Origin of the sequence: Bacillus altaicus (assembly GCF_042136375.2) — a bacterium.
Classification (GTDB): domain Bacteria; phylum Bacillota; class Bacilli; order Bacillales; family Bacillaceae_G; genus Bacillus_A; species Bacillus_A cereus_U.
Window position 1 is genome coordinate 717,281 of sequence record NZ_CM143394.1, and the last position, 22,462, is coordinate 739,742.

The window sequence follows — 22,462 nt, forward strand, 5'->3', positions numbered from 1 at the left end:
TAAAAAAAGAGATATTTATACACATTTTTCATGTATAGACAACAATACTTGATAAAAGTACCTCCCATCATTATTTTGACATAAAAAAGAGAACTCATCACAAAATAATAGAGAAAAGTGAGGGGTATCTTTAGTTAAAAAAATTTATTATATAAGAAAGTGAATACATTTTAGAGTGAACGATGATAAGAGGTATCGGGGCGCGAGGTTGAGTTGTATATAGTAAATGGTTGTATAAAAATAAATTGATTTTACAGTAAATGAATGTATCTAGGATGGTTTTTACTACATAAGGAATAGGGGACACAGATTATGTCAAAGAGGAAAAGGAATAGGGTATTAGTAGCTGGTATATGTATATCTACATTATTATCACCAGTAGTTTTTGAAGCATCAAAAGGATATGCGGCACCTTTGGAAGAGAATAAAGGTGGGAGTTTAGAAGAAAATAAAGAGAATAATTTCGAACAAAGAACATTCCAATTGCCGGGTAAAGGTAGTGTGGAGGAAGAGCGTGCTCGTTTAAAGTATGAGTATGCATTTTCACCTAATGAGCCAACGGGAATCTATACGAAAGAAAATGAGGAACTTAACATTGAAATACAAGGGAATCAATCTATTAAAGCGTTTATAGGGACACGTAGTTATGATAAGGAAGATCCGAAAGAATTTGATTTGAAGCCGGGTAAAAATACAATTTCATCTCCTAATGGAGGTATTTTATACTTTTATAATTTAAATGATACAGGTGAGGTTACTGCAACTGTTACAAGTGGTGGTAGTCATTTTCCTTTATTTATATTAGGGAAACATACGAAAAAAGATTGGGATGAAATGCTTAAACAGTATAAAAATCCTTATGCAGTAGAATTAAAAGGTGAGAGAAGTTTAATTACTGCAAGCTATGATAAAGTAAACAATTACATGGGAAAAACAGATCCGACAGATTTAATGAAGGCGCATGATGAAGCAATTCGTATTGAGAATGCTTTATCTGGATTATCAGAAGATGGAGTTGGAATGGCGAAGTCTGGAAAACATTATGTTCAGTTTATTGAAGCTAAATATTCGCTTCGTTCTTACATGTATGCGACTAATTATTATACGGGATATGCAAAAGAATCGATTAAATATGTATTAGATTTAGAGAAGTTTAAAAATGATGGCTGGGGACCTTGGCATGAAGTAGGACATTTACATCAGCAACAACCGTGGGAATGGAAAGGTATGGGGGAAGTAACTGTAAATATTTACAGCTTAGCTGTTCAAATGGCTTTTGGAAACGATTCACGTATGGAAGTAGATGGTCGTTATGAACAAGCTTTTGAATACCTTAATCGATCAAATGACCAAAAAGAATTTGATAAAGCTGATCCAATTGTAATGTTCTGGCAACTACACTTGATTTATGGAGATCAATTCTATCCAAAGCTTCATCAAATGTATAGAACGTTATCTGATACAGAATACCCTATGCTAGATACTGACGAAGTTATTTCAGATAGAGAGAAAAAACAAATGTTCATTTATATGGCTTCAAAGGTGTCTGGGCAAGATCTAATTTCTTACTTTGCAAAATGGGGATTACATGCCGACTCGGATACGGTAGAAAAGGTAAGTAAACTACAATTACCTGAGCCGAAAAATGAAATATGGTTATCGAGAGATAGTAATCCAATTCGTGAAAAGCAAGTTGAACCATATAAAGCTCCTTATGGTGATCCAGTGAATACGGTACCAGATATTTTAATCGGTACAGAATTTGATGAGCAAAAGGCAAATGAGCTTGTAAAGAATCTAGGTGGAAATGTAAAAGTAACAGGAAAAATAGCATGGCCTAAGCAAGAAAATGGAAAACAAATTGTAAATGTAGAAATTGTAGATGCGGGAGGTAATATGAATGCAATTCCTGTGTCAGTTAACGTTTTGTATGGTGATAGTATGGCATTTAAAACATATTGGAATACAAACTCTGTGTTAACTTTAGATCATAAGGATAAGAAATTTGATGCGACACTAGTAAGGAATATATTGAATCATAATTATCGAAACCAAAAATATGTGGGTATCACGGTATATGATGCGAACGGAAATGAAAAGAAGAGTGTTTCAGCGGAAGGGCAAGAAGGGTTAAAGAATTTTGTAAAAGAGTTAGATGGGATGTCGTTTGAGTATGGAGACATTGTTAAGGTGTATCACATCCAGCCTCAATATTTAGCATGGTATCATGATAATAAACTTGTAGATCAAGGTGAAGCAAAAAATAAAAAGGAAAAGCTCTTTAAAATTACAGAACAAGGATATGAGTTAATAGATGGCTTGCAAGAAGTAACGGCAGTACCGCGAAAGGTAGTAGTCGGAACAGATGTAGAAAAACTAAATCCGAAAGAATTTGTTCAAGTAAAAGATGGAGAAGTGATTGGTTTTGTAGAAAAACCAAATACATCGAAAATCGGTGAACAAAAAGTAAAAGTAGAGACGAAGGATGCTTTTGGAAATAAGAAAGTGACAGAAGTACCGTTAGAAGTGATTTACGGAGATAGCATTATGTTCTTTGGTACAAGTTATGGAGGAACGAACATTAAATCGGTTGTAACGTTAAATCATGAAGAGAAGAAATTTAGTACAACAGATTCAGAAGGTAAAATGCATACTTCATTTGCAGATGAGAAGTATATGGGAATGACTGTATATGATAAAGATGGAAAAGAGAAGAAAGCAGTATCTGTAAAAGCGTCTGAAAATACGAAAGCATTCGCAGAGCAATTCAATGGAATGACGTTTGAATATGGCGATATAGTAAAAGTATATCAAAAGGAGTTTGATAGATTTAAAGTGTATAAAAAGAATGAATTCATGGATACACAGTATGGCGTTCATGAAGTATTCTTTAAAGTTACGGAACAAGGCTTTGAAAGAATGACGGCTCAGCAAGAAGTAACGGCAGTACCACAAAAAGTAGTAATCGGAACAGATGCTGAAGAAATAGATGCGAAAAACTTCGTAAAAGTGAAAGATGGAGAAGTAATTGGCTTTGTAGAAAAGCCGAATACATCAAAAATCGGTGAGCAAACAGTAAAAGTGGAAACGAAAGATCGTTTTGGGAATAAGAAAGTGACGGAAGTTCCTGTAGAAGTAATTTACGGAGACAGCATTATGTTCTTCGGTACTCATGGTGCTGGTGAGAGTAATGTTAAAACGGTTGCAACACTGGACCACGGTGAGAAAAAACTGAGTGTGACATCTACAGATGGTGAAACGCATTATGCATTTCGAAGTGAAAAATATATGGGAATGACATTGTATGATAAAAATGGAAACGAAAAGAAAGAAGCATCAGTAAAAGGATCTGAAAATACGAAAGCATTCGCAGAGCAATTTAATGGAATGTCTTTCGAATATGGCGATGTAGTAAAAGTGTATCAAAGAGAGGATGATCGATTTAAAGTATATAAAAAGAATGTTTTAGTAAATCCAGGACCGTTATATACAGGTAGGGAAGTGTTCTTTAAAATGACAGAACAAGGTTTTGAAAAAACAGAAGGTATACAAGCGGTAAAAGCTTAACGGAAATAAAAAAGCTCGTAAACATTATGTTTACGAGCTTTTTTCTATTACTCAGCTTCTGAAACAACTGTGAAGCGTTCGTTTACATGTTTTGGATTTTCGATTTCATCAAGTGCTGCTACCGCGAAGTCTTCGTAACTTACGTAGCTATCACCTTTTAAGTTAACAAGAAGGTTGTCTTTACCTGCTGTATAAGAGCCAGTGCGTTTTCCTAATGCGAATAGTGCAGAAGGGCTGATGAATGTCCAAGTAATATCGTTTGTTTGTTGCAGGATTTCTAAGTTTTTACCTTGGTTTTGAGCTGTTGCAAGGTATTCATTTGGGAAACCTGGTGTATCAAATACACGAGTCGTTTTTTCTTCGTCTACAAATAAGCTACCAGCACCACCAACTACAAGTAATTTTGTATTAGGTGCACCTTTCATTGCTTCGATAAGTACGTTTCCTGCATCTACGTGAAGATGTTCTTGTCCCGCTGGAGCGCCGAATGCATTTACAACTAAATCGAATGCTCCTAGGTCGTTAGATGTAAGAGCGAATACATCTTTCTCTAGAACCTTTACATTTTCTTCTGTAATTTTTGCAGCGCTTCTTACGATTGCAGTTACTTCGTGACCGCGATCTAATGCTTCTTTTAAAATACGACTTCCAGCTTTTCCGCTTGCTCCGATAATTCCAATTTTCATAATGATTCCCTCCAAGTTTCTTTATTAAAGTGTATATCTAAAAATGAATGAATTTAGTGTAATTACGATTGTTACAACTTGATGTAATCATTATAGTTACAGGTTGATGTTTTTGTCAATGGGATTATTTATTGTTTTAGTATGTGCATTTTATAAATATAAAGTCATAAATAATAACAAATAACACCGTTATGTTACAAAATCTAACATATGGAAGTAATAACCTGTCGAAAAATGTTGATTTTTGAATATTTTTTAAATATAATTCAATTTATGAAGAAAAAGGGAGGGGACTGACAGTATGAATATTTTAGAACAATTCGTTTCATCAACGAATACGATTCTTTGGTCATATATTCTTATCGCAATGTTAATCGGTTTAGGGCTTTATTTTTCTATTAAATTGAAATTCGTACAAATTACTCATTTAGGGGAAATGGTTCGATTAATGGGTGATGGTTTAACTGGAAAGACACGTAAAAAGGGCAGTGTATCGTCATTCCAAGCATTTTGTATGAGTTCAGCAGCTCGTATTGGAATCGGGAACTTAGCTGGTGTAGCGCTAGCTATTTCTATGGGAGGACCAGGAGCTGTATTTTGGATGTGGGTTATTGCGATTATTGGGGCGTCTTCAAGTTTCGTAGAAAGTACGCTTGCGCAAATTTATAAAATAAAAGATGGTAGTGGCTTCCGTGGAGGTCCTGCTTATTATATGGAAAAAGGTTTAAATAAACGTTGGATGGGAATTTGGTTCTCTATCCTTATTACAATTAGTTACGGTTTAATTTTTAACTCAGTACAAGCAAATACAGTGACATTAGCATTTGAAAATGCATTTGGTATTGAGCGTTATGTTGTTGGAATCGTATTAGCAGTATTAGTTGCGGTTATTATTTTTGGTGGTGTGAAAAGTATCGCGCGTATGTCTGAGCTGATCGTTCCGCCAATGGCACTTATTTATATTGCAGTAGCTATTTTCGTTGTTATTAAAAATTATTATTTAATACCGGATATGTTTACAGAAATCTTTAAAGGTGCATTCGGTTTAGATTCAGCTGTAGGTGGCGGTATTGGTGCTGCAATGAAGTTTGGTATTCAGCGCGGATTGTTTGCGAACGAAGCAGGTATGGGTAGTGCGCCAAATGCGGCTGCAACAGCGGATGTAACACATCCAGCTAAACAAGGATTTATTCAAACAATTGGAGTATTAGTAGATACATTCTTAGTATGTACATCAACAGCGTTTATCGTACTATGTTCTGGTGCATATAAGGCAACAAATTTAGAAGGTATTGAATTAACGCAAGTGGCGTTAAGTTCACAAATCGGTTCGTGGGCAAGTGGCTTCTTAGCGATTATCATTTTCTTATTTGCTTTCAGTTCATTACTAGGAAACTATTATTATGGTGAAACGAATATTGAATTTATTAAACAAAGTAAAACTTGGTTAACGATTTACCGTATTGCGGTAGTGGGAATGGTATTATTCGGTTCTGTTGCGACGCTTCAAGTTGTATGGAATATGGCAGATTTATTTATGGGTCTAATGGTAATCACAAACTTAATTGCGATTACACTTCTTGGAAGATTTGCGTATGCAGCATTAGCGGACTATGTGAAACAAAAGAAACAAGGAAAAGATCCAGTCTTCAGTGCAGATTCTATCCCTGGTTTAACGAACACAGAGTGCTGGGACAAGCCAGCAGTAGCAGATAAAGAAAAAGCTGTATAATAAAAAAGGAACGAGCATCAGAGAAATTTGATGCTCGTTTTTTTATGGTGATAAACTAAGGGAAGAGGGAAAATACGAACATTAATGAGTGTTTTATAATAAAATGTATTTTTTTAAAGAAAAGTGCGGATGTGAGTTATAATTTGTGTTAGAATGGAAAATGGCTTTGAGACAAGAGATTTTATGATTTTTCATATCCGATTGAAGGTTTCGGAGAGAAATGGAAAGTTCGGATTATTTCTTGTTTTGAGTAGTCAGACGTTCAACGTTAATGAAGAGTTAAATGGAGGATTTTATTAATGAAGTTTGTTATGTTTCTTGTAGGATTACTAGTTGTATTCGTACTCGGCTTTCTTATAAGTTCTGATCGTAAGAAGATTAAGTATAAACCAATCGCGATTATGCTTGTTATTCAACTAGCTTTAACGTATTTCTTATTAAATACGCCAGTTGGTTATATTTTAGTAAAAGGAATTTCAGATGGATTTGGAGCACTTCTTGGATATGCTGAATCTGGAATCGTTTTCGTATTTGGTGGTCTTGTTAATAAAGGAGAGGTTTCATTCTTCTTAACAGCTTTATTACCAATCGTATTCTTTGCAGTATTAATCGGAATTCTGCAACACTTTAAAATTTTACCGATATTTATTCGTGCTATTGGTACTATGCTAAGTAAAGTAAATGGTTTAGGAAAATTAGAATCATATAATGCAGTAGCGGCTGCAATTGTTGGGCAAGCAGAAGTATTTATTACAGTAAAAGATCAATTAAGTAAAATCCCAAAACATCGGTTATATACACTATGTGCATCTTCAATGTCGACAGTATCGATGTCGATCGTCGGTTCTTATATGAAAATGATTGAGCCAAAATATGTAGTAACAGCACTTGTATTAAATTTATTTAGTGGTTTCATTATTATTCATATTATTAATCCGTACGATATTACGGAAGAAGAAGATACACTGAAGTTAGAAAATAAGAAAAAACAGTCATTTTTTGAAATGTTAAGCGAATATATTATGCTCGGTTTCACGATTGCGATTACGGTAGCAGCAATGTTACTTGGTTTCGTAGCATTAATTACAGCGATCAATAGCTTGTTTGATTCAGTGTTCGGTATTACATTCCAAGCTATTTTAGGATATATTTTCTCACCATTAGCATTCGTAATGGGAATCCCGCAATCAGAAATGGTAACGGCGGGACAAATTATGGCAACGAAATTAGTATCGAACGAATTTGTTGCGATGCTTGATCTAGGAAAAGTAGCTAGTGATTTATCAGCTCGTACAGTCGGTATTCTTTCTGTATTCCTTGTATCATTCGCGAACTTCTCATCTATCGGAATTATCGCAGGTGCAACGAAAGGGATCGATGAAAACCAATCAAACGTTGTTTCATCATTCGGATTACGACTTGTATACGGTGCGACATTAGTAAGTCTTTTATCCGCGATTATCGTTGGTGTTATGTTATAAAAAGGATGGTCCTAGCTCATAGCTAGGGCTATTTTTCATGGTGAATTTACATAAAAAAACCAATCAATTAGGAATATATTAACATATAAAAATCTTTTAAAATTTATATTGCATTTCGATTAGATAACGCTTACAATTTGATTTGTAGGTGGTATCCATTTCAGACGTTAAATACGGTAGAGAAGAAGAGACTACCTGTTATAAATTGCAATTTATGTAAACGCTTACTGATTTTAGAAGACAGTTCAAAATATTTTAGGGGTTCATATTTTTTTAACACCAATAGTCAGACGTCATTCGTTATACGACTGATAACTCATGGAAGTGGAGGATTCACATATGAAGTTAGTAATGTTTCTAGTCGGTTTACTTGTAGTATTTGTACTAGGGTTTCTTATAAGTTCAGATCGTAAGAAAATTAAATATAAACCAATTGCAGTTATGCTTGTAATTCAATTGGTACTTGCGTATTTCTTACTAAATACAAAGGTCGGATTTGTATTAGTAAAAGGGATTGCAGATGGATTTGGCGCTATTTTAAAATTTGCTGAAGCAGGGGTTAATTTCGTATTTGGTGGTCTAGCAAACGATGGACAAGCACCATTCTTCTTAACAGTATTATTACCAATCATTTTCTTAGCAGTATTAATTGGGATCTTACAACATATTAAAGTTTTACCGATTATCATTCGTGCAGTCGGTTTCGTATTAAGCAAAATTAACGGTTTAGGAAAACTTGAATCATATAATGCAGTAGCGGCGGCAATTGTCGGCCAAGGTGAAGTATTTATTACAGTAAAAGATCAATTAAGCAAATTACCAAGAAATCGTTTATATACACTATGTGCATCTTCAATGTCGACAGTATCGATGTCAATCGTCGGTTCTTATATGAAAATGATTGATCCAAAATATGTAGTAACAGCACTTGTACTAAACTTATTTAGTGGATTCATTATCATTCATATTATTAATCCATATGATGTGAGCGAAGAAGATGACATTTTAGAATTACAAGAAGATAAGAAACAAACATTCTTTGAAATGTTAGGCGAATATATTATGCTAGGTTTCTCTATCGCTGTAACAGTAGCGGCGATGTTAATCGGTTTCGTGGCATTAATTACAGCAATTAACGGTGTGTTCGATTCTATTTTCGGAATCACATTCCAAAGTATTTTAGGATACATCTTCTCACCATTAGCATTCGTAATGGGCATTCCAACATCAGAAATGCTAACAGCAGGCCAAATTATGGCAACGAAATTAGTAACGAACGAATTTGTTGCGATGCTTGATCTAGGAAAAGTAGCTGGTGAGTTATCAGCTCGTACAGTAGGTATTTTATCAATCTTCCTTGTATCATTTGCGAACTTCTCATCTATCGGAATTATCGCAGGTGCAACGAAGAGTATCGATGGCAAACAATCAAACGTTGTATCTTCATTCGGATTAAAACTTGTATATGGTGCAACGTTAGTAAGTATATTATCAGCGGTTATCGTTGGGGTTATGCTTTAATAAATAACAAAGAAGTCGTTTATCTCTCGCTTCAGGGGATAAACGACTTTTTTATTTTGGTATGATAAATATAATAGCGCAGCGAGGGGGAATTAGGTTGAAAGAAAGGGATAGTTTAATAGAGTTTGATGAGGTTATAGAGAACATTGATAACTTAACGGGAGAAGATGCTAGAGCGTTTTTGAAATTTATTCATGGTTATTTGAGCATAGTAGAGGAAGGTGACGGGACTTTTACTAATAATGAATTTGTTGAAAAGGTTTCAAGTCTTTATAAGAAGGATTTGCCTAAGGTTATTAAAATTCGGGAAGAAATAAAAAAGCAATGAGCGCGGGCTCATTGCTTTTTTTGTTTAACTTGCTTTATCCAAGTCTTTTTTAAACCGTGGTCTCTCTAAATAAGTTCCCAGTCTCCACACATATTCCACAGGCCCCATTCGGTATTTCTGTAGCCAATAGGTACTAACGAATAATTGAATCGTATAAATTCCAATGGTTAAAAGAGTACCGAAGAAATAGCCAATTTTACCGTATAAGCCAAATCCATATGCGTAAAAAATAGTTGTTGTGATAATAGATTGCGCTAAGTAATTACTAACCGACATTTTTCCCATGTTCGCCATGTATGTTAGTAAATGCGCTACCTTTTTGTAATGGAATAATAAAATAATCGTGCTTCCGTAAAAGAAGGTCATGGTTACTGGTGTAAGACTATCTTGTAACATAATTAAAATCGGATGTTTCACGAATATAGCTAAGATTTTAATTGTAAAAGAGAAAATCCCAGTGATAAGCCAGATTTTTTTGACAGCAGGTATATGTTGATTGACCTCAAATAGCCAGCCCTTTTTCCCCACATACATTCCGAGTAAGAAAAGTGGAGACATAAAAATTATTGCGAAAACTGATATGAAAACTAATCCGAATACACCGTTAATCCCCATATACTCAAAAGGATTTTCAGTCAATCTAAAGTTGACATGATCCATATAGCTTCCAGTCTCATGGACCTTATGTTCCTTTTCGGTATAAGGTGCGAGATCATCATAGGGGTTCGATGTTGATTCCGATTGGTAAGATGCGAGCATAATGAGTGCTAGTAAAATAGATGCCCAAATGAGCAATGTTTTCGGTTTTCGATTGATGAACAACATTAAGAAAATCCCGATAACCCCGTAGGCAAATAAAATATCTCCCTCCCAAACAAAAGTGCCGTGAATGTAGCCTAATAGTAAAAGAATGATAATACGTCTTATGTATGAGGGGAAGAATTTTTTTCCTTTCGCAATAATACTTTTTTGCAACAAAATAATGCTAAGACCAAATAAAAAGGAGAATAGGGACATGAAATTGTGGGTGCCGAAAAATTGAATAAACCAATTAGCACCTTCATCAAGTTTTCCAAATATGTAAGTTGGTTTTTCACTGGAAAAGAATCCGAATTGAATTAAGGTCATATTGACAAGTAAAATACCAAACAAAGCGAAACCACGAATTGCATCAACAGCTTCTACACGCTGATTCATTTTTTCTCTCCTCGTATATTATTTTATATTGAAAATAATACCATTTTCTTACTGGTACTATGTCAAATACAAGGAAATTTAAGGTGATTTTAAGCTAGAGAGAAAATAAAAAAATCACCTTAATACATTCATTAAGGTGATTAAGATACTATTCAGCTGGAGGCGTAAATGTACGTTTTTCTAATTCAGCATCTAGCATAAATAATGCGTTTGAATCGCTTGTAATACGTTTTAATTTTTGAATGATGCTATCAAATGAAGCTTCTTCTTCTACTTGCTCGTCAACGAACCATTTTAAGAAGGTAATTGTTGCGTGTTCACGCTCATCCCAAGCGATATCAGATAAGTTATAAATGCGCTTCGTTACTTCACGCTCGTGCTCAAGTGCGACTTCAAAAGCATTCAATACAGACTCATATTCATTATTAGGATTATCAAATCCAGTAATAATAGCGCGCTCGCCGCGGTCATTAATGTAGTTGTAAAGCTTCATTGCGTGGAAACGCTCTTCTTCAGCTTGTACAAGGAAAAAGTTAGCGAATCCATCATAGCTTTCCCCTGTACAGTAAGCAGCCATTGCCATATAAGCGTGGGCAGAGTAAAATTCAAAATTCATTTGTTCATTTAGTGCGTCGTGCAATTTTTTAGATAACATAAAATCCCCCTTATTATTTTGACAAGAACATTATATCATAATTGATAATCTTCTCATTTAGGTGTTTCGAACCTTTTTGAAAGCTTTGTGACGTGTGTTTCCATAATATCTTGTAAATCCAAATCATATTTTTGTGAAAGAACAATAAGATTAGATAGTACATCACCAAGTTCTTCTTTTAGTTCTTGTTTTAGCTCTTCTTGTGTTTTTGTTTGTTCATCAGGGCGATCACGACCGATTTCAATTGCGCGAACAACGCGTGAAACTTCTCCAACTTCTTCAGTTAAGAAATTTAAGCGAATAAAGGAATTATACTGTGACCAGCTTCGTTTTTCGTAAAATTCCTCCACCCATCTTTGAAATGCAACGATATCCATTTCTTCCTCATCCCTTCAATATGTTGTACAATACTCATTGTATCATAACAATATATAGTTTCGGGGTGTAGGAATGAGAAAGATTTGTGTGTTTGCAGGTTCAAATTTAGGGGAGAGACCAGAATTTAAGGAGCAGGCAATAGCGTTAGGGAAAATGTTTGTTGAGAACGATTATGAGCTTGTATACGGTGGTTCATGCGTTGGATTAATGGGAGAAGTAGCAAACGAAGTTCTTCGCCTAGGTGGACGCGTAACAGGTGTTATGCCGCGTGGTTTATTCCGTGGTGAAATTGTTCATACAGGATTAACAGAATTAATTGAAGTAGAAACGATGCATGAGCGTAAGGCGAAAATGGCAGAACTTGCGGATGCTTTCATTGCATTACCAGGTGGATACGGAACGTTTGAGGAATTATTTGAAGTTGTATGTTGGTCACAAATTGGTATACATGATAAGCCAGTTGGTTTATTAAACATTAAAGACTTTTACGGACCAATTCTGCAAATGGTTGAACGCGCAGCAGATGAAGGGTTTATGAATCCATCGAATAAAGAGTTAATCGTTTCAGCTGAGACGGCTGATAAATTAATTCATGAAATACAAAATTATGAGCGTCCTGTTTTGGGGACGAAGTGGAAGCAGTTATCATAGTACATTTTTATAGGGATTTATGGAAACACATGTCGCTTTATCTTGAAAAGGCATGTGTTTTTAATTTGGTTAAATATATTAATGTTGAGATGTGAAATCGTTGGAAGAGGGGAAGTAGATGGAGGTATGTTTTACTGACTTGAAAAAAGAACATCTGAATAAAAGGTGAGTAACGAATTATTGAGTGACATAGAATTGTTCCGTTAAAGGGTCAGGTTGTGGAAGCTAGCGAATATTTTTTATGAAGGTAATAGAGGTTTTTTTAATCGAAATCAGAATAAATTTTATAGATGTAATCTTTTGGGGATTTTTAATCAGCTATGTATCATAATCTAATCATTAAAATGAAAATTGGAGGAGAAATGAGCATGGGTCGTTCTGTATTAAAAATGTATAACTACCACTTATGGGCAAATGAAGTTATTTTAAATCGCTTAAAAGAACTACCGCAAGACATTTTCCATAAGGAAGTTAAGAGTGGTTTTTCTTCGGTGGCAAAAGTAATGTCTCACATATACCTCACAGATTTAGCCTGGCTTGAGATTATTTCTGGTAAAAGCATGAGTGATGCAATGGTACACACAGACCAATTGAAAGAACAGCTGGAAACAAAAAATATTGAGGAAATGGAAGCTAGTTTTTATGAATTATCTAAACGATATAAAGAACTTTTAAGTAGTCAACAAGATTATGAAAAAGTGTTTGAGGTTGATAATCCATATGCTGGGCACCTGGATACGACGGTTTCTGAAACAATACTACACGTCGTCACCCACGGAGCATATCACCGTGGGAATATAGCCACAATGTTGCGACAAATGGGTCATACCTCTGTTATGCAAGATTTTGGACTATTTCTATATTCAAAATGAATTCTTTTTATTTACCATAGAATATGGGTTTTTATGATGTTTTTTTGGGACTGCTTTTATTAGTGGTTTAAGCTTAATTATGTAATATAGAATAAAGGCATTCCATATTATTTCGGAATGCCTTTATTGTTATTTTTATTTTGTTTCTTATACAGGTACCAGCCACCCCAGCCGCCACCAATTGCTACAACAACGAGGAAAGCATAGTCTTTAACCTCGACACGTATATTGAAAATATTAGCTATGAGTAAGAGAATCCCAACTGTTATTAATGCAAAAAATGCTCTAATTAAGTAGTCTTTCAACTGAACCACTCCCGTCATTTAAGTAGTAAATGATGAACTTGGACAAGCTTTTTGGATCTAATTACTAAAGGGTGTTTCCTATATTTTAACATAAAAGAGATTGTAATATATTGATAAAAGTAGAGGAGAGGGGTGCTATTATTGTCGTGTTTTGTCGGTAAGTCGATATCCTTTGTCGAATCGTCGATATAATGGAAAAATCGTTGATATATTGCGAGTTATAATCGATATATTTGAAAAATCGTTGATATAATTTTATGTGCCACCAAGCGCGACCACTACATAAAAAAAAGCGACTCTGAACGAGCCGCTTCCGCTTTAAAGTAGTATCCAGCTCCAGCGGCTAGAACAGTCGGTTGTTTCACCCCTTCATTCGAGGCAAAGAGCGCCTCGGAATCAGGAGTTCCAACACCCTCCTGTTCTGAACGAGCCACTTCCGCTTTTAAATATATTATTGATTCAAGAATGCGCGTAGCATCCAAGCGTGTTTTTCTAGTTCTGTGTAGATGCCTAGTAGTAGGTCAGATGTCATTTCGTCGTCAGATTCTTGAGCGATTACCATGCCTTTTTTCAGTTCAGTTAGCATCATTTCGTAGTCTTTCATGATTGCTTCGACCATCCCTTCTGCAGTTTCTCCGTAAGCTGCTTCTTGAATAGAAGATAGTTCTAAGTATTCTTTCATTGTTGCTACTGGTTTGCCGCCAATTGCTAAAATGCGTTCTGCGATTTCATCGATGTGAGTAGCTGATTCTGTGTAAAGCTCTTCAAATTTTTCATGTAGTGTGAAGAATTGAGGTCCTTTTACGTACCAATGGAAGTTGTGTAGTTTTGTAAATAAAACGCTCCAGTTTGCTACTTGTTTGTTTAATGCTTCGATTACTTGTGTATTCATTATGATCAATCTCCTCTTGAGTTATTATTTTATATGAATTACTAATTTATAATTATTATAATCTAGTAATTTGTATAAATCAACCCTTTTGCTGGAATTAATTTGAACAAATTATGAACTGTTGTAAATAAAAAATCCCTATTACTATGAAGTAATAGGGATTTTTTATTATATAGCTCCAGCGGCTAGAATATTCGGTGGCTTCGCTTTTTCCTGCGAGCCTCTTCCGCTTTTAGTTGTTATCCAACTTGTTTCTTCTCTTCTAAATCTTGCCCATCCCAACACTCTGTATTTTTTAAGCCAGGGATAGAACTTGCAACGAAGACAGGATCTTTTCCTTGTTTCTTTTGTTTAATATAGTCTACTAATGCTGCATAGGCAAATTTGCTAAGGAATGAGATGGCAATTAAGTTTGTGAATACCATTAGTCCCATAAAGAAATCAGCTAAGCTCCAAACTGTTTGAAGGGCAGCGATTGATCCGAAGAAAACCATTCCGACAACTGCAACGCGATAAATCATTAACCATGTTTTACTTTCTTTAATGAATGCGATATTTGTTTCACCATAATAGTAGTTTCCTAGTAAGGAACTGAAAGCAAATAGGAAAATAATAACCGCTAAGAAAGTGCTTGCCCACGGTCCAATTTGTGAACTTAATGCTTGTTGTGTTAATTCAATACCTTCTAAATTTGATCCTTTGTAAAGCCCAGAACATAATACGATAAACGCTGTTGATGTACATACTAAGAATGTATCTACGAAAACACCTAATGCTTGAACAAGTCCTTGTTTTACAGGGTGAGATACATCTGATGTTGCAGCTGCGTTAGGAGAGCTACCCATACCAGCTTCTGTTGCGAATAAACCGCGCTGAATTCCGAACTTGATTGCTGCTCCAATACCACCAGCGATGGCTTGATCTAAACCGAATGCACCGTTAAATATTTCCATGAAAATGCTTGGTAACATATTGAGGTTGTTAATAACGACGAAAATAGCCACACCAATATAAACAATTGCCATTGGAGGAACAATCAATTCTGTAATACGTGAAATGCTTTTAATACCACCAAAAATAATAACAGCAACTAATAAAGCTAATACAGCTCCTACGATAGTTCGTTCTAGTCCAAAAGCATTTTCAAATGCTATTGTTACTGTATTTGCTTGTACTGAATTGAAAATTAATCCGTACGCAACTGTAATGAGAAGTGAAAACCAAATGCCCATCCAGCGCTTGTTTAAGCCTTTTTCCATATAATATGCTGGTCCACCACGGAATCTGCTTCCATCTTTTACTTTATAAATTTGCGCGAGCGTACATTCTACAAAACTAGTAGCTGCCCCAAGAATAGCGATAAACCACATCCAAAATATTGCGCCAGGTCCGCCCATTGAAATTGCTAGTGCTACACCAGCTAAGTTCCCGATACCAATACGTGCAGCTGCACTTAAGCAAAATGCTTGAAATGGAGAGACGCTATCTTTTTTCTTTTCTTTTCGATTGAACCCTTTACTAATTAAACTGACCATTTCACCGAAATGAGTAATTTGGACAAATTTTAATTTAAAAGAGAAATAAAGACCGAAGCCGATTAGCATTGCAATAAGAATATATGACCACAAAATATTATTCGTTACTTCAAGGAATCTGCTAAAGATATCAACCATATAATACACTTCCTTTTTTCATAATAAGAAAATTATATGCAAAAAATATACCAGAATCAAATTTTCTAAAAAAATATGTTACTTAAATGTACTTTATGTTATGATTAAGTTACATCGTAATATTTTTAGAATTATTTACATTTTAAAAAACTAAATTTAAAACGAAAAAGAGGGGATAATTTGAAAGAAGAATCTTTATTGAAAGTAAGTCTTAAGAGTTTGAAAATGAGAAGTAATTTATTTTTCATCATTACATCTTTAAGTATCTTTTTAGGAGCCACTTATTATTACAATAAAAGATTTCCAAATCACAGATATCCTGACTGGTTAGAATTTCTAAAATTAGTTGGTTGAAGAAAAGACAGAAAAATAGAAAATTCAAACAAAAAATTATTTATTGTTGAGGAGGAACTAATATGAATATAAGAGAAAGTGAACTTCCAGGTATTGGTTATAAGTTTCAAATCGTTACGAAAGGTAACGAAAAAATGGTGATTGTCATTCATGATGATGGGCGTAGAGAAATGTATCATTTTGATACAGACCATGAAGAAAGCATCTCAAGTATTTCATTGCGTGACTCAGAGGCAAGACAAATTGCAGCAATATTAGGCGGGATGGTATATAAACCTCGGGCATTAGAAAATGTTGAGATGGTCTTTGAAGGTTTAGCGATTGAGTGGTTCAAAGTGGAGAATGCAGCGCCAGCAATTGGAAAAACAATTGGTGATCTTGAAATAAGAAAAACATATAGCGTAACGATAATTGCAGTTATGAAAAAGAATATGAAAAAGCTATTTAATCCAGGACCAGACACGGTGATTGAAGAGGGAGATATGCTTGTAGTTTCCGGTGAGAGAGAAGAAATTAAAAAGATTATCAATGAATTACTTTCGAATAGGGGGACTGACTAGATGGATACTTTAATTTTTGAAGTTGGTACAGCTTTAGTTTTAGTAGCAATTGCGGCGGTAATTGCTGGGAAGTTTAAATTCTCAGTAATTCCTTTTCTAATCGTTCTTGGCATGTTAGTAGGGCCGCACGCGCCGACAATAGGTGTTATCGATCTCAAATTTATTGAAAGTGCAAGTGTGATATCCTTCCTTGGAAGGATTGGCGTTCTGTTCCTTCTTTTCTATCTAGGATTAGAGTTTTCGATGAAAAAACTAATTAAATCTGGACGTTCTATCGCGATTGGCGGAACAATCTATATTTTGATTAACTTTTCACTAGGATTATTATACGGATTTATAATGGGATTCCCGTTACTCGAAATTTTAATTATTGCGGGTATTATTACGATTTCTTCTAGTGCTATCGTTGCAAAAGTGTTAGTTGATTTAAGAAGAACTGGTAATAATGAGACCGAATTAATTTTAGGGATTATTATGTTTGAAGATATATTCCTTGCTGTATATTTATCAGTAGTTTCTGGCTTAGTCCTTGGGGATCACGCTTCGTTCTTAGGTGCTCTCACTTCAATTGGAATTGCTTTAGGATATATGCTTCTATTCTTCGTAGTAGCTAGAAAGGCTACGCCGTTATTAAATAAATTGCTCAATATTAGTTCAGATGAAATCTTTATTATTGTAGTATTTGCTTCGCTATTCTTTATTGCAGGTTTTTCAGAAACAATTCACGTTGCAGAAGCAATCGGGGCACTTCTTTTAGGGTTAGTTTTCTCTGAGACAGAGCATAGTGATCGAATTGAGCATCTTGTTGTTCCATTTAGAGACTTTTTCGGAGCTATATTCTTCTTCAGTTTCGGATTAAGTATAGATCCGTTCTCATTGGGCGGAGCAATATGGTTAACGTTAGGTGCTGTACTTCTGACGATAATCGGAAACTTTGTAGCAGGGATGATTGCAGGACGACAAGCTGGATTATCTCATAAAGCATCAACAAATATTGGATTAACAATCGTTTCAAGGGGAGAATTCTCAATCATTATGGCTAATATCGGTATCGCGGGTGGTTTAATGTCGGTATTGAAACCATTCTCAGCACTATATGTGCTTATACTTTCCATTTTAGGTCCGCTTCTAACGAAAGAGTCAAAGAATGTATATAAATTTTTAAATAAAATCTTTAAGTGGGATACGAAGGCAAACTAAATTTTAAAAAATAAAAGTACAAGATATTTATTGCTTGTACTTTTATTTTTTGCAATGAAAACAGTAAAGAGAGGTAAATGATGTTAGGAGAGTTGATTCATTCAGTTTTAGTTTTTCTAGAAGGACTTGGTTATTGGGGAATTATGCTTGGATTGATGTTAGAGGTTATTCCAAGTGAAATCGTATTGTCTTATGCAGGCTATTTAGTATCAGCAGGGAGCATTACATTTTGGGGTGCTGTTGCGTTCGGTACGATTGGCGGTGTAATCGCACAGCTATTTATTTATTGGATCGGTCGATATGGAGGAAGACCTGTTCTTGAGCGATATGGAAAATATATTTTGATTCAGAAGAAACATATTGATTATGCGGAAGCGTGGTTTAATCGTTATGGAACTGGTGTTATCTTTACCGCACGTTTTATTCCCGTTGTGCGTCATGCTATTTCGATACCAGCAGGGATTGCGAAAATGTCACATGCTAAGTTTATTACGCTAACTACATTAGCGGTTATTCCATGGTCAATTGTATTTGTATATTTAGGCTTTAAATTAGGATCAGAGTGGGAAAGTATTAATAAAGTAGCTGGGCCATATGTGAAATATTTTGCGCTTGCTGCTATTGTTTGTGCAATTGGTTATTTTATATTAAAAAAAATGATGAAAAAAAAGTGATTACGGAAAAAGAATCTATGCTGACATAGATTCTTTTTTATTGTCATTTTTTAAAGGGTGAAAGAGTATGTTTAATATTTTCCATATTGTGGCATACATATAGGAAAAGGGAGTTTGGAAAGGGGATTATAGAGAAATGGAACTCCAGTTTCAAAATGTATATCAACAAGTTGAGAATTGGTATGTGTTGGATTCGGAGCTTCCTTGGGATGTCAAAAAGTTAAGAAATGATTTGTTTTCTCTTATTGAAGTAAGTGCAACGCCAGTTATTTTTTGTGATACGTGTGATGCGAATCATGTACTTTTATCATTAGGAGAAGAAGAAGAGGAGTTTTTATTCCCGGTAGGTGGTTTTTATCATAAAGAAAAACAATTAATTTTCGTTTGTATGTGGGAAGAGTATGAGCAAGTGCTCAAAACGCTATTGCATGAATTCAGGCATGCGATGCAGCATAAGGACGATGTACTATATGTTGGAAATGAACTATACGAAGAAAGATGGATTGAGAAAGATGCGAGGCATTTCGCGGAGAGGAAGCTAGATGAATACAAAAATAGAAATTTAATCTGAAGCATAGTGGAGAAAAATCACTGTGCTTTTATTTGTTGCTAATTAAAAATAAGTAGTTGACCTTTATTAAGTTTAGTTCTAAACTAATAGTATCAAATGAGCGAGGTGATGGAATGAAAGCAGAGGAAAGACTTGGATTACTATTATGGTTTCGTTTATCACGCTTTTATAATAGAAGTATTCGTGAGACGAATCAGCATTTGAAAAAGTGGAATGTATCTGCCGCTCAGTTTGATGTATTAGTTCAAATTGGAGGACACGATCGTTTAACGCAGCAAGAACTTGGAAATAAGTTGTTTGTTACGAAAGGAAATGTTACTCAACTTTTAAATAAGATGGAGCAACTAGATTGGATTCAGCGTGAACAAGAAGGTACGACGAAATATATTTCATTAACAGAAAAGGGAAAGGTTCTATATGAAGAAATAGTCCCGCCGCAAGAAACATTCCAAAAAGAGCAATTTGATAAGTTAAATAGAGAAGAACAAAAACAATTATTAGAATTACTGAAGAAGTTGCAGTAATAAAATTAAAAATAAATATCTCGATTTCGAGATAATATGAGGTGAAGGGTATGTTTAGAAAAGTTGATCATAAAAATATGGGAAGAGCAAATCACGGTTGGTTAAATACACATTTTCATTTTTCTTTTGCAAATTATTATAATCCAAACAACATGAATTTTGGGGCAGTACGTGTTATGAATGATGATTTAATAGCGGCACAAACGGGTTTTGATATGCATCCGCATCGTGATATGGAGATTATCTCTTACGTTATAGATGGTGAATTAACACATGAAGATAGTATGGGGAACCGCGGGACAATTGAGCGTGGGCATGTTCAATATATGAGTGCAGGTACTGGTGTATTTCACAGTGAGCATAACTTGGGAAGTGAAACATTACGTCTATTGCAAATTTGGATTTTACCAGACCGCAATGGTCATAAACCGAACTATGGTGAGTTTAAATTTGATTGGAGTAAACGTGAAAATGAGTGGTTCCATATGGTATCTCCTTCTGATGGAGATGCACCAATTCATATTCACCAAGATGCAAATTTATATTCTTTATCATTAGAAGCTGGTAAAGAAATTCATTTTCCTGTTAAAGAAGGACGTCAATTGTACCTTGTACAAATTGAAGGTAGCAGCGTTGTAAACGGTGAAACACTTGTAATGCGTGATGCAGCGGAGGCTGTAGAAGAAGATATTCGCATTCAAGCGAAAGAAAAATCTCACTATTTAGCAATTGAAATGAAAATGCAATAAAGTGAAGCTTTAATCAGTGGTGGCTTTCCAGCATATAAATAGCGGAATGAAAAGTTATAGGAAAGAGGACATCGTTTTTCGATGTCCTCTTTTTGATGAGTTTAATTATCAGAAAAAACTTTCTCAATTTTTGAGAGCAGGTATTGGGAATATTATTCAGAATATTTATAAAGGTGTTAAAAACTTTTAGGGGAATGGGGAGTGTTAGATTGAAAAAGCAAGTAATTTCATCAGCATTAGCATTAACTGTTATCGCAAGTGGATTTGGGGCATTTGGAGCAACTACGACGAAAGCAGAAGAGCAAAAAATCCAGTATCACCAAGAGTTCAAAACACCAGCTTACATAGGTGAAGAATGGAAAGCGCCGGAAGGACTAGATAAAAAAGAGACAGTCTTTCAATATTTAGAGAGTAAAAAGGATATGTTTAAACTAGCAGGAAATATTGAAAAACATTTCAATATCGTTGGTGAAGAAAAAGATGCTGAGTCTGGTACAACACATGTGAAGTTAGTTGAGAAGCATAATAACATTCCTGTGTATGGTTCAGATCAAACAGTTACGCTTGATAAAGAGAATAATGTAAAAGCATTTTTCGGACAAGTTATTCCAAATTTAGATAATAAAAATATTCCTGCATCTGCAAGTATTAGTGCGGAACAAGCGGAAACGATTGCAAAAGCTAATATTGAGAAAGAAATTGGTAAAGTAAAGAATTATGATGGTGTGAAAAAAGATTTATATGTGTATGAAAAAGATGGCCAATACTATCTTGCATATCTTGTAAAAGCATCGGTTTCAAAACCAGCTCCAGGATATTGGCATTATTTTGTAGATGCAACAAATGGGAATGTTATTGAGAAATATAATGCTGTAGATCAAATTACTGGATTTGGTTACGGAGTATTAGGCGCTAGACAATCATTTGAAATTGCTCAAGATACGAAAACAGGAGCGTTCAACTTATTTGATGGTACACGAGGACAAGGTGTCCATACATTTGATGCAGAGAATATGAACGAAGACTGGTTTAATTTATTCTCACAAATTCTTGGATATACAGGAGAAGAAATTGCAAGTAAATCTAAGTTCTTCGAAGATAAAGCGGCAGTTGATGCGCATGTGAATGCAGGAAAAGTATATGATTATTATAAAAAGACATTTAACCGTAACTCTTTCGATGATAAAGGTGCAAAACTTATTTCTGCTGTTCACGTAGGTGAATCTTGGAATAACGCAGCGTGGAACGGTGTGCAAATGATGTATGGTGATGGAGATGGTAAGACATTTATTCCATTATCAGCAGGGCTAGATGTTATTGGCCACGAATTAACGCATGCTGTAACTGAACATACAGCAAACCTTGTATATAAAAATGAATCAGGAGCGTTAAATGAATCGTTATCTGATATCATGGGTGTCATGGTTGAGAAGAAGAGCTGGGATTTAGGTGCTGATATTTATACACCTGGTAAACCTGGAGATGCACTTCGATCTCTGAAAGATCCAGCATCTATTCCGAATCCATTAAAACCTGGTGAAGGTTACCCAGATCATTACAATAAACGCTATACTGGTACAGCTGATAATGGCGGCGTTCATATTAACAGTAGTATTAACAATAAGGCAGCGTATTTAGTATCTGAAGGTGGAGACCATTACGGCGTGAAAGTAAAAGGAGTAGGACGTGAAGCGACAGAAAAAATCTACTACCGTGCTCTTACTAAATATTTAACTGCAAACTCTGACTTTAAAATGATGCGCCAAGCTGCACTTCAATCAGCAGAAGATTTATTCGGTAAAAACTCTAAAGAGGTACAAGCTGTAACGAAAGCTTATGACGCTGTAGGAGTAAAATAATAAGAGAAAAAAGACCTGACTGGATTGTCAGGT

General features: G+C 35.0%; 21 protein-coding genes. 14 read left to right on the forward strand and 7 right to left on the reverse strand.

Annotated elements, in window-relative coordinates:
• Nucleotides 1-312 precede the first annotated feature (312 nt).
• Complete coding sequence (locus tag ACE38F_RS03610; protein WP_375370180.1) at nucleotides 313-3,567, forward strand: M60 family metallopeptidase; 3,255 nt, start codon at nucleotides 313-315, stop codon at nucleotides 3,565-3,567.
• A gap of 47 nt (nucleotides 3,568-3,614) precedes the next feature.
• Here ACE38F_RS03610 and ACE38F_RS03615 read toward each other — a convergent pair whose 3' ends face one another.
• Entirely contained in the window at nucleotides 3,615-4,253 is a 639-nt protein-coding gene (locus tag ACE38F_RS03615; RefSeq protein WP_375370179.1) for an NAD(P)-dependent oxidoreductase, read from the reverse strand.
• A gap of 301 nt (nucleotides 4,254-4,554) precedes the next feature.
• Here ACE38F_RS03615 and ACE38F_RS03620 point away from each other — a divergent pair, with 301 nt between their 5' ends.
• The 4 genes from ACE38F_RS03620 to ACE38F_RS03635 all read left to right on the forward strand — a co-directional run bounded on the left by ACE38F_RS03620 (nucleotide 4,555) and on the right by ACE38F_RS03635 (nucleotide 9,315).
• Nucleotides 4,555-5,985 (forward strand): alanine/glycine:cation symporter family protein, encoded by a 1,431-nt coding sequence (locus ACE38F_RS03620; protein WP_002112761.1) that lies wholly within the window; start codon nucleotides 4,555-4,557, stop codon nucleotides 5,983-5,985.
• Between the two features lie 299 nt (nucleotides 5,986-6,284).
• Nucleotides 6,285-7,466 (forward strand): NupC/NupG family nucleoside CNT transporter, encoded by a 1,182-nt coding sequence (locus tag ACE38F_RS03625; protein WP_201034479.1) that lies wholly within the window; start codon nucleotides 6,285-6,287, stop codon nucleotides 7,464-7,466.
• A 339-nt stretch (nucleotides 7,467-7,805) separates the two neighbouring features.
• Nucleotides 7,806-8,987 carry a NupC/NupG family nucleoside CNT transporter gene (locus ACE38F_RS03630; RefSeq protein ID WP_201034478.1) on the forward strand — a complete coding sequence of 394 codons (1,182 nt, stop codon included), beginning with the start codon at nucleotides 7,806-7,808 and terminating at the stop codon, nucleotides 8,985-8,987.
• Nucleotides 8,988-9,084: 97 nt separating this feature from the next.
• Nucleotides 9,085-9,315 (forward strand): hypothetical protein, encoded by a 231-nt coding sequence (locus ACE38F_RS03635; protein ID WP_375370178.1) that lies wholly within the window; start codon nucleotides 9,085-9,087, stop codon nucleotides 9,313-9,315.
• Between the two features lie 24 nt (nucleotides 9,316-9,339).
• Here the strand turns inward: ACE38F_RS03635 and ACE38F_RS03640 are convergent, their stop codons facing one another.
• The 3 genes from ACE38F_RS03640 to ACE38F_RS03650 all read right to left on the reverse strand — a co-directional run bounded on the left by ACE38F_RS03640 (nucleotide 9,340) and on the right by ACE38F_RS03650 (nucleotide 11,544).
• On the reverse strand, nucleotides 9,340-10,512 hold the full coding sequence (locus tag ACE38F_RS03640; protein ID WP_341308056.1) for a DUF418 domain-containing protein: 1,173 nt from the start codon (nucleotides 10,510-10,512) through the stop codon (nucleotides 9,340-9,342).
• A gap of 148 nt (nucleotides 10,513-10,660) precedes the next feature.
• A complete protein-coding gene (locus ACE38F_RS03645; protein ID WP_078173418.1) occupies nucleotides 10,661-11,167 on the reverse strand; it encodes a ferritin in 507 nt (168 codons plus the stop codon).
• 53 nt (nucleotides 11,168-11,220) lie between these two features.
• Nucleotides 11,221-11,544, reverse strand: a complete 324-nt coding sequence (locus ACE38F_RS03650) for a MazG nucleotide pyrophosphohydrolase domain-containing protein (protein WP_215554660.1) — start codon at nucleotides 11,542-11,544, stop codon at nucleotides 11,221-11,223.
• 73 nt (nucleotides 11,545-11,617) lie between these two features.
• Between ACE38F_RS03650 and ACE38F_RS03655 the strand changes: the two genes are divergently transcribed.
• Nucleotides 11,618-12,196: an LOG family protein gene (locus tag ACE38F_RS03655; RefSeq protein WP_445979250.1), complete on the forward strand. Its 579-nt coding sequence runs from the start codon at nucleotides 11,618-11,620 to the stop codon at nucleotides 12,194-12,196.
• Nucleotides 12,197-12,564: 368 nt separating this feature from the next.
• Nucleotides 12,565-13,068 carry a DinB family protein gene (locus ACE38F_RS03660; RefSeq protein ID WP_215554659.1) on the forward strand — a complete coding sequence of 168 codons (504 nt, stop codon included), beginning with the start codon at nucleotides 12,565-12,567 and terminating at the stop codon, nucleotides 13,066-13,068.
• A gap of 107 nt (nucleotides 13,069-13,175) precedes the next feature.
• On the opposite strand, the gene ACE38F_RS03665 is transcribed toward ACE38F_RS03660, so the two are convergent.
• The 3 genes from ACE38F_RS03665 to ACE38F_RS03675 form a co-directional block, all read right to left on the reverse strand.
• The gene (locus ACE38F_RS03665; protein ID WP_000656311.1) at nucleotides 13,176-13,373 is read right to left on the reverse strand and encodes a hypothetical protein; all 198 of its coding nucleotides are present in this window, start codon (nucleotides 13,371-13,373) and stop codon (nucleotides 13,176-13,178) included.
• 451 nt (nucleotides 13,374-13,824) lie between these two features.
• Entirely contained in the window at nucleotides 13,825-14,265 is a 441-nt protein-coding gene (locus tag ACE38F_RS03670) for a Dps family protein (protein WP_002034654.1), read from the reverse strand.
• A gap of 239 nt (nucleotides 14,266-14,504) precedes the next feature.
• Entirely contained in the window at nucleotides 14,505-15,938 is a 1,434-nt protein-coding gene (locus tag ACE38F_RS03675) for an alanine/glycine:cation symporter family protein (protein WP_375370177.1), read from the reverse strand.
• Between the two features lie 416 nt (nucleotides 15,939-16,354).
• Here ACE38F_RS03675 and ACE38F_RS03680 point away from each other — a divergent pair, with 416 nt between their 5' ends.
• The 7 genes from ACE38F_RS03680 to ACE38F_RS03710 all read left to right on the forward strand — a co-directional run bounded on the left by ACE38F_RS03680 (nucleotide 16,355) and on the right by ACE38F_RS03710 (nucleotide 22,429).
• Nucleotides 16,355-16,852, forward strand: a complete 498-nt coding sequence (locus tag ACE38F_RS03680) for a cation:proton antiporter regulatory subunit (protein WP_002198915.1) — start codon at nucleotides 16,355-16,357, stop codon at nucleotides 16,850-16,852.
• Complete coding sequence (locus tag ACE38F_RS03685) at nucleotides 16,853-18,052, forward strand: cation:proton antiporter (protein ID WP_002159952.1); 1,200 nt, start codon at nucleotides 16,853-16,855, stop codon at nucleotides 18,050-18,052.
• Between the two features lie 80 nt (nucleotides 18,053-18,132).
• Nucleotides 18,133-18,726 (forward strand): undecaprenyl phosphate transporter UptA, encoded by a 594-nt coding sequence (gene uptA, locus ACE38F_RS03690; protein ID WP_215554657.1) that lies wholly within the window; start codon nucleotides 18,133-18,135, stop codon nucleotides 18,724-18,726.
• 136 nt (nucleotides 18,727-18,862) lie between these two features.
• Complete coding sequence (locus ACE38F_RS03695) at nucleotides 18,863-19,297, forward strand: DUF3920 family protein (protein WP_002015986.1); 435 nt, start codon at nucleotides 18,863-18,865, stop codon at nucleotides 19,295-19,297.
• 113 nt (nucleotides 19,298-19,410) lie between these two features.
• The gene (locus ACE38F_RS03700) at nucleotides 19,411-19,821 is read left to right on the forward strand and encodes a MarR family winged helix-turn-helix transcriptional regulator (RefSeq protein WP_002159955.1); all 411 of its coding nucleotides are present in this window, start codon (nucleotides 19,411-19,413) and stop codon (nucleotides 19,819-19,821) included.
• A gap of 50 nt (nucleotides 19,822-19,871) precedes the next feature.
• Nucleotides 19,872-20,570: a pirin family protein gene (locus ACE38F_RS03705; protein ID WP_375370176.1), complete on the forward strand. Its 699-nt coding sequence runs from the start codon at nucleotides 19,872-19,874 to the stop codon at nucleotides 20,568-20,570.
• A gap of 209 nt (nucleotides 20,571-20,779) precedes the next feature.
• Nucleotides 20,780-22,429: a M4 family metallopeptidase gene (locus ACE38F_RS03710; protein ID WP_375370175.1), complete on the forward strand. Its 1,650-nt coding sequence runs from the start codon at nucleotides 20,780-20,782 to the stop codon at nucleotides 22,427-22,429.
• Nucleotides 22,430-22,462 lie beyond the last annotated feature (33 nt).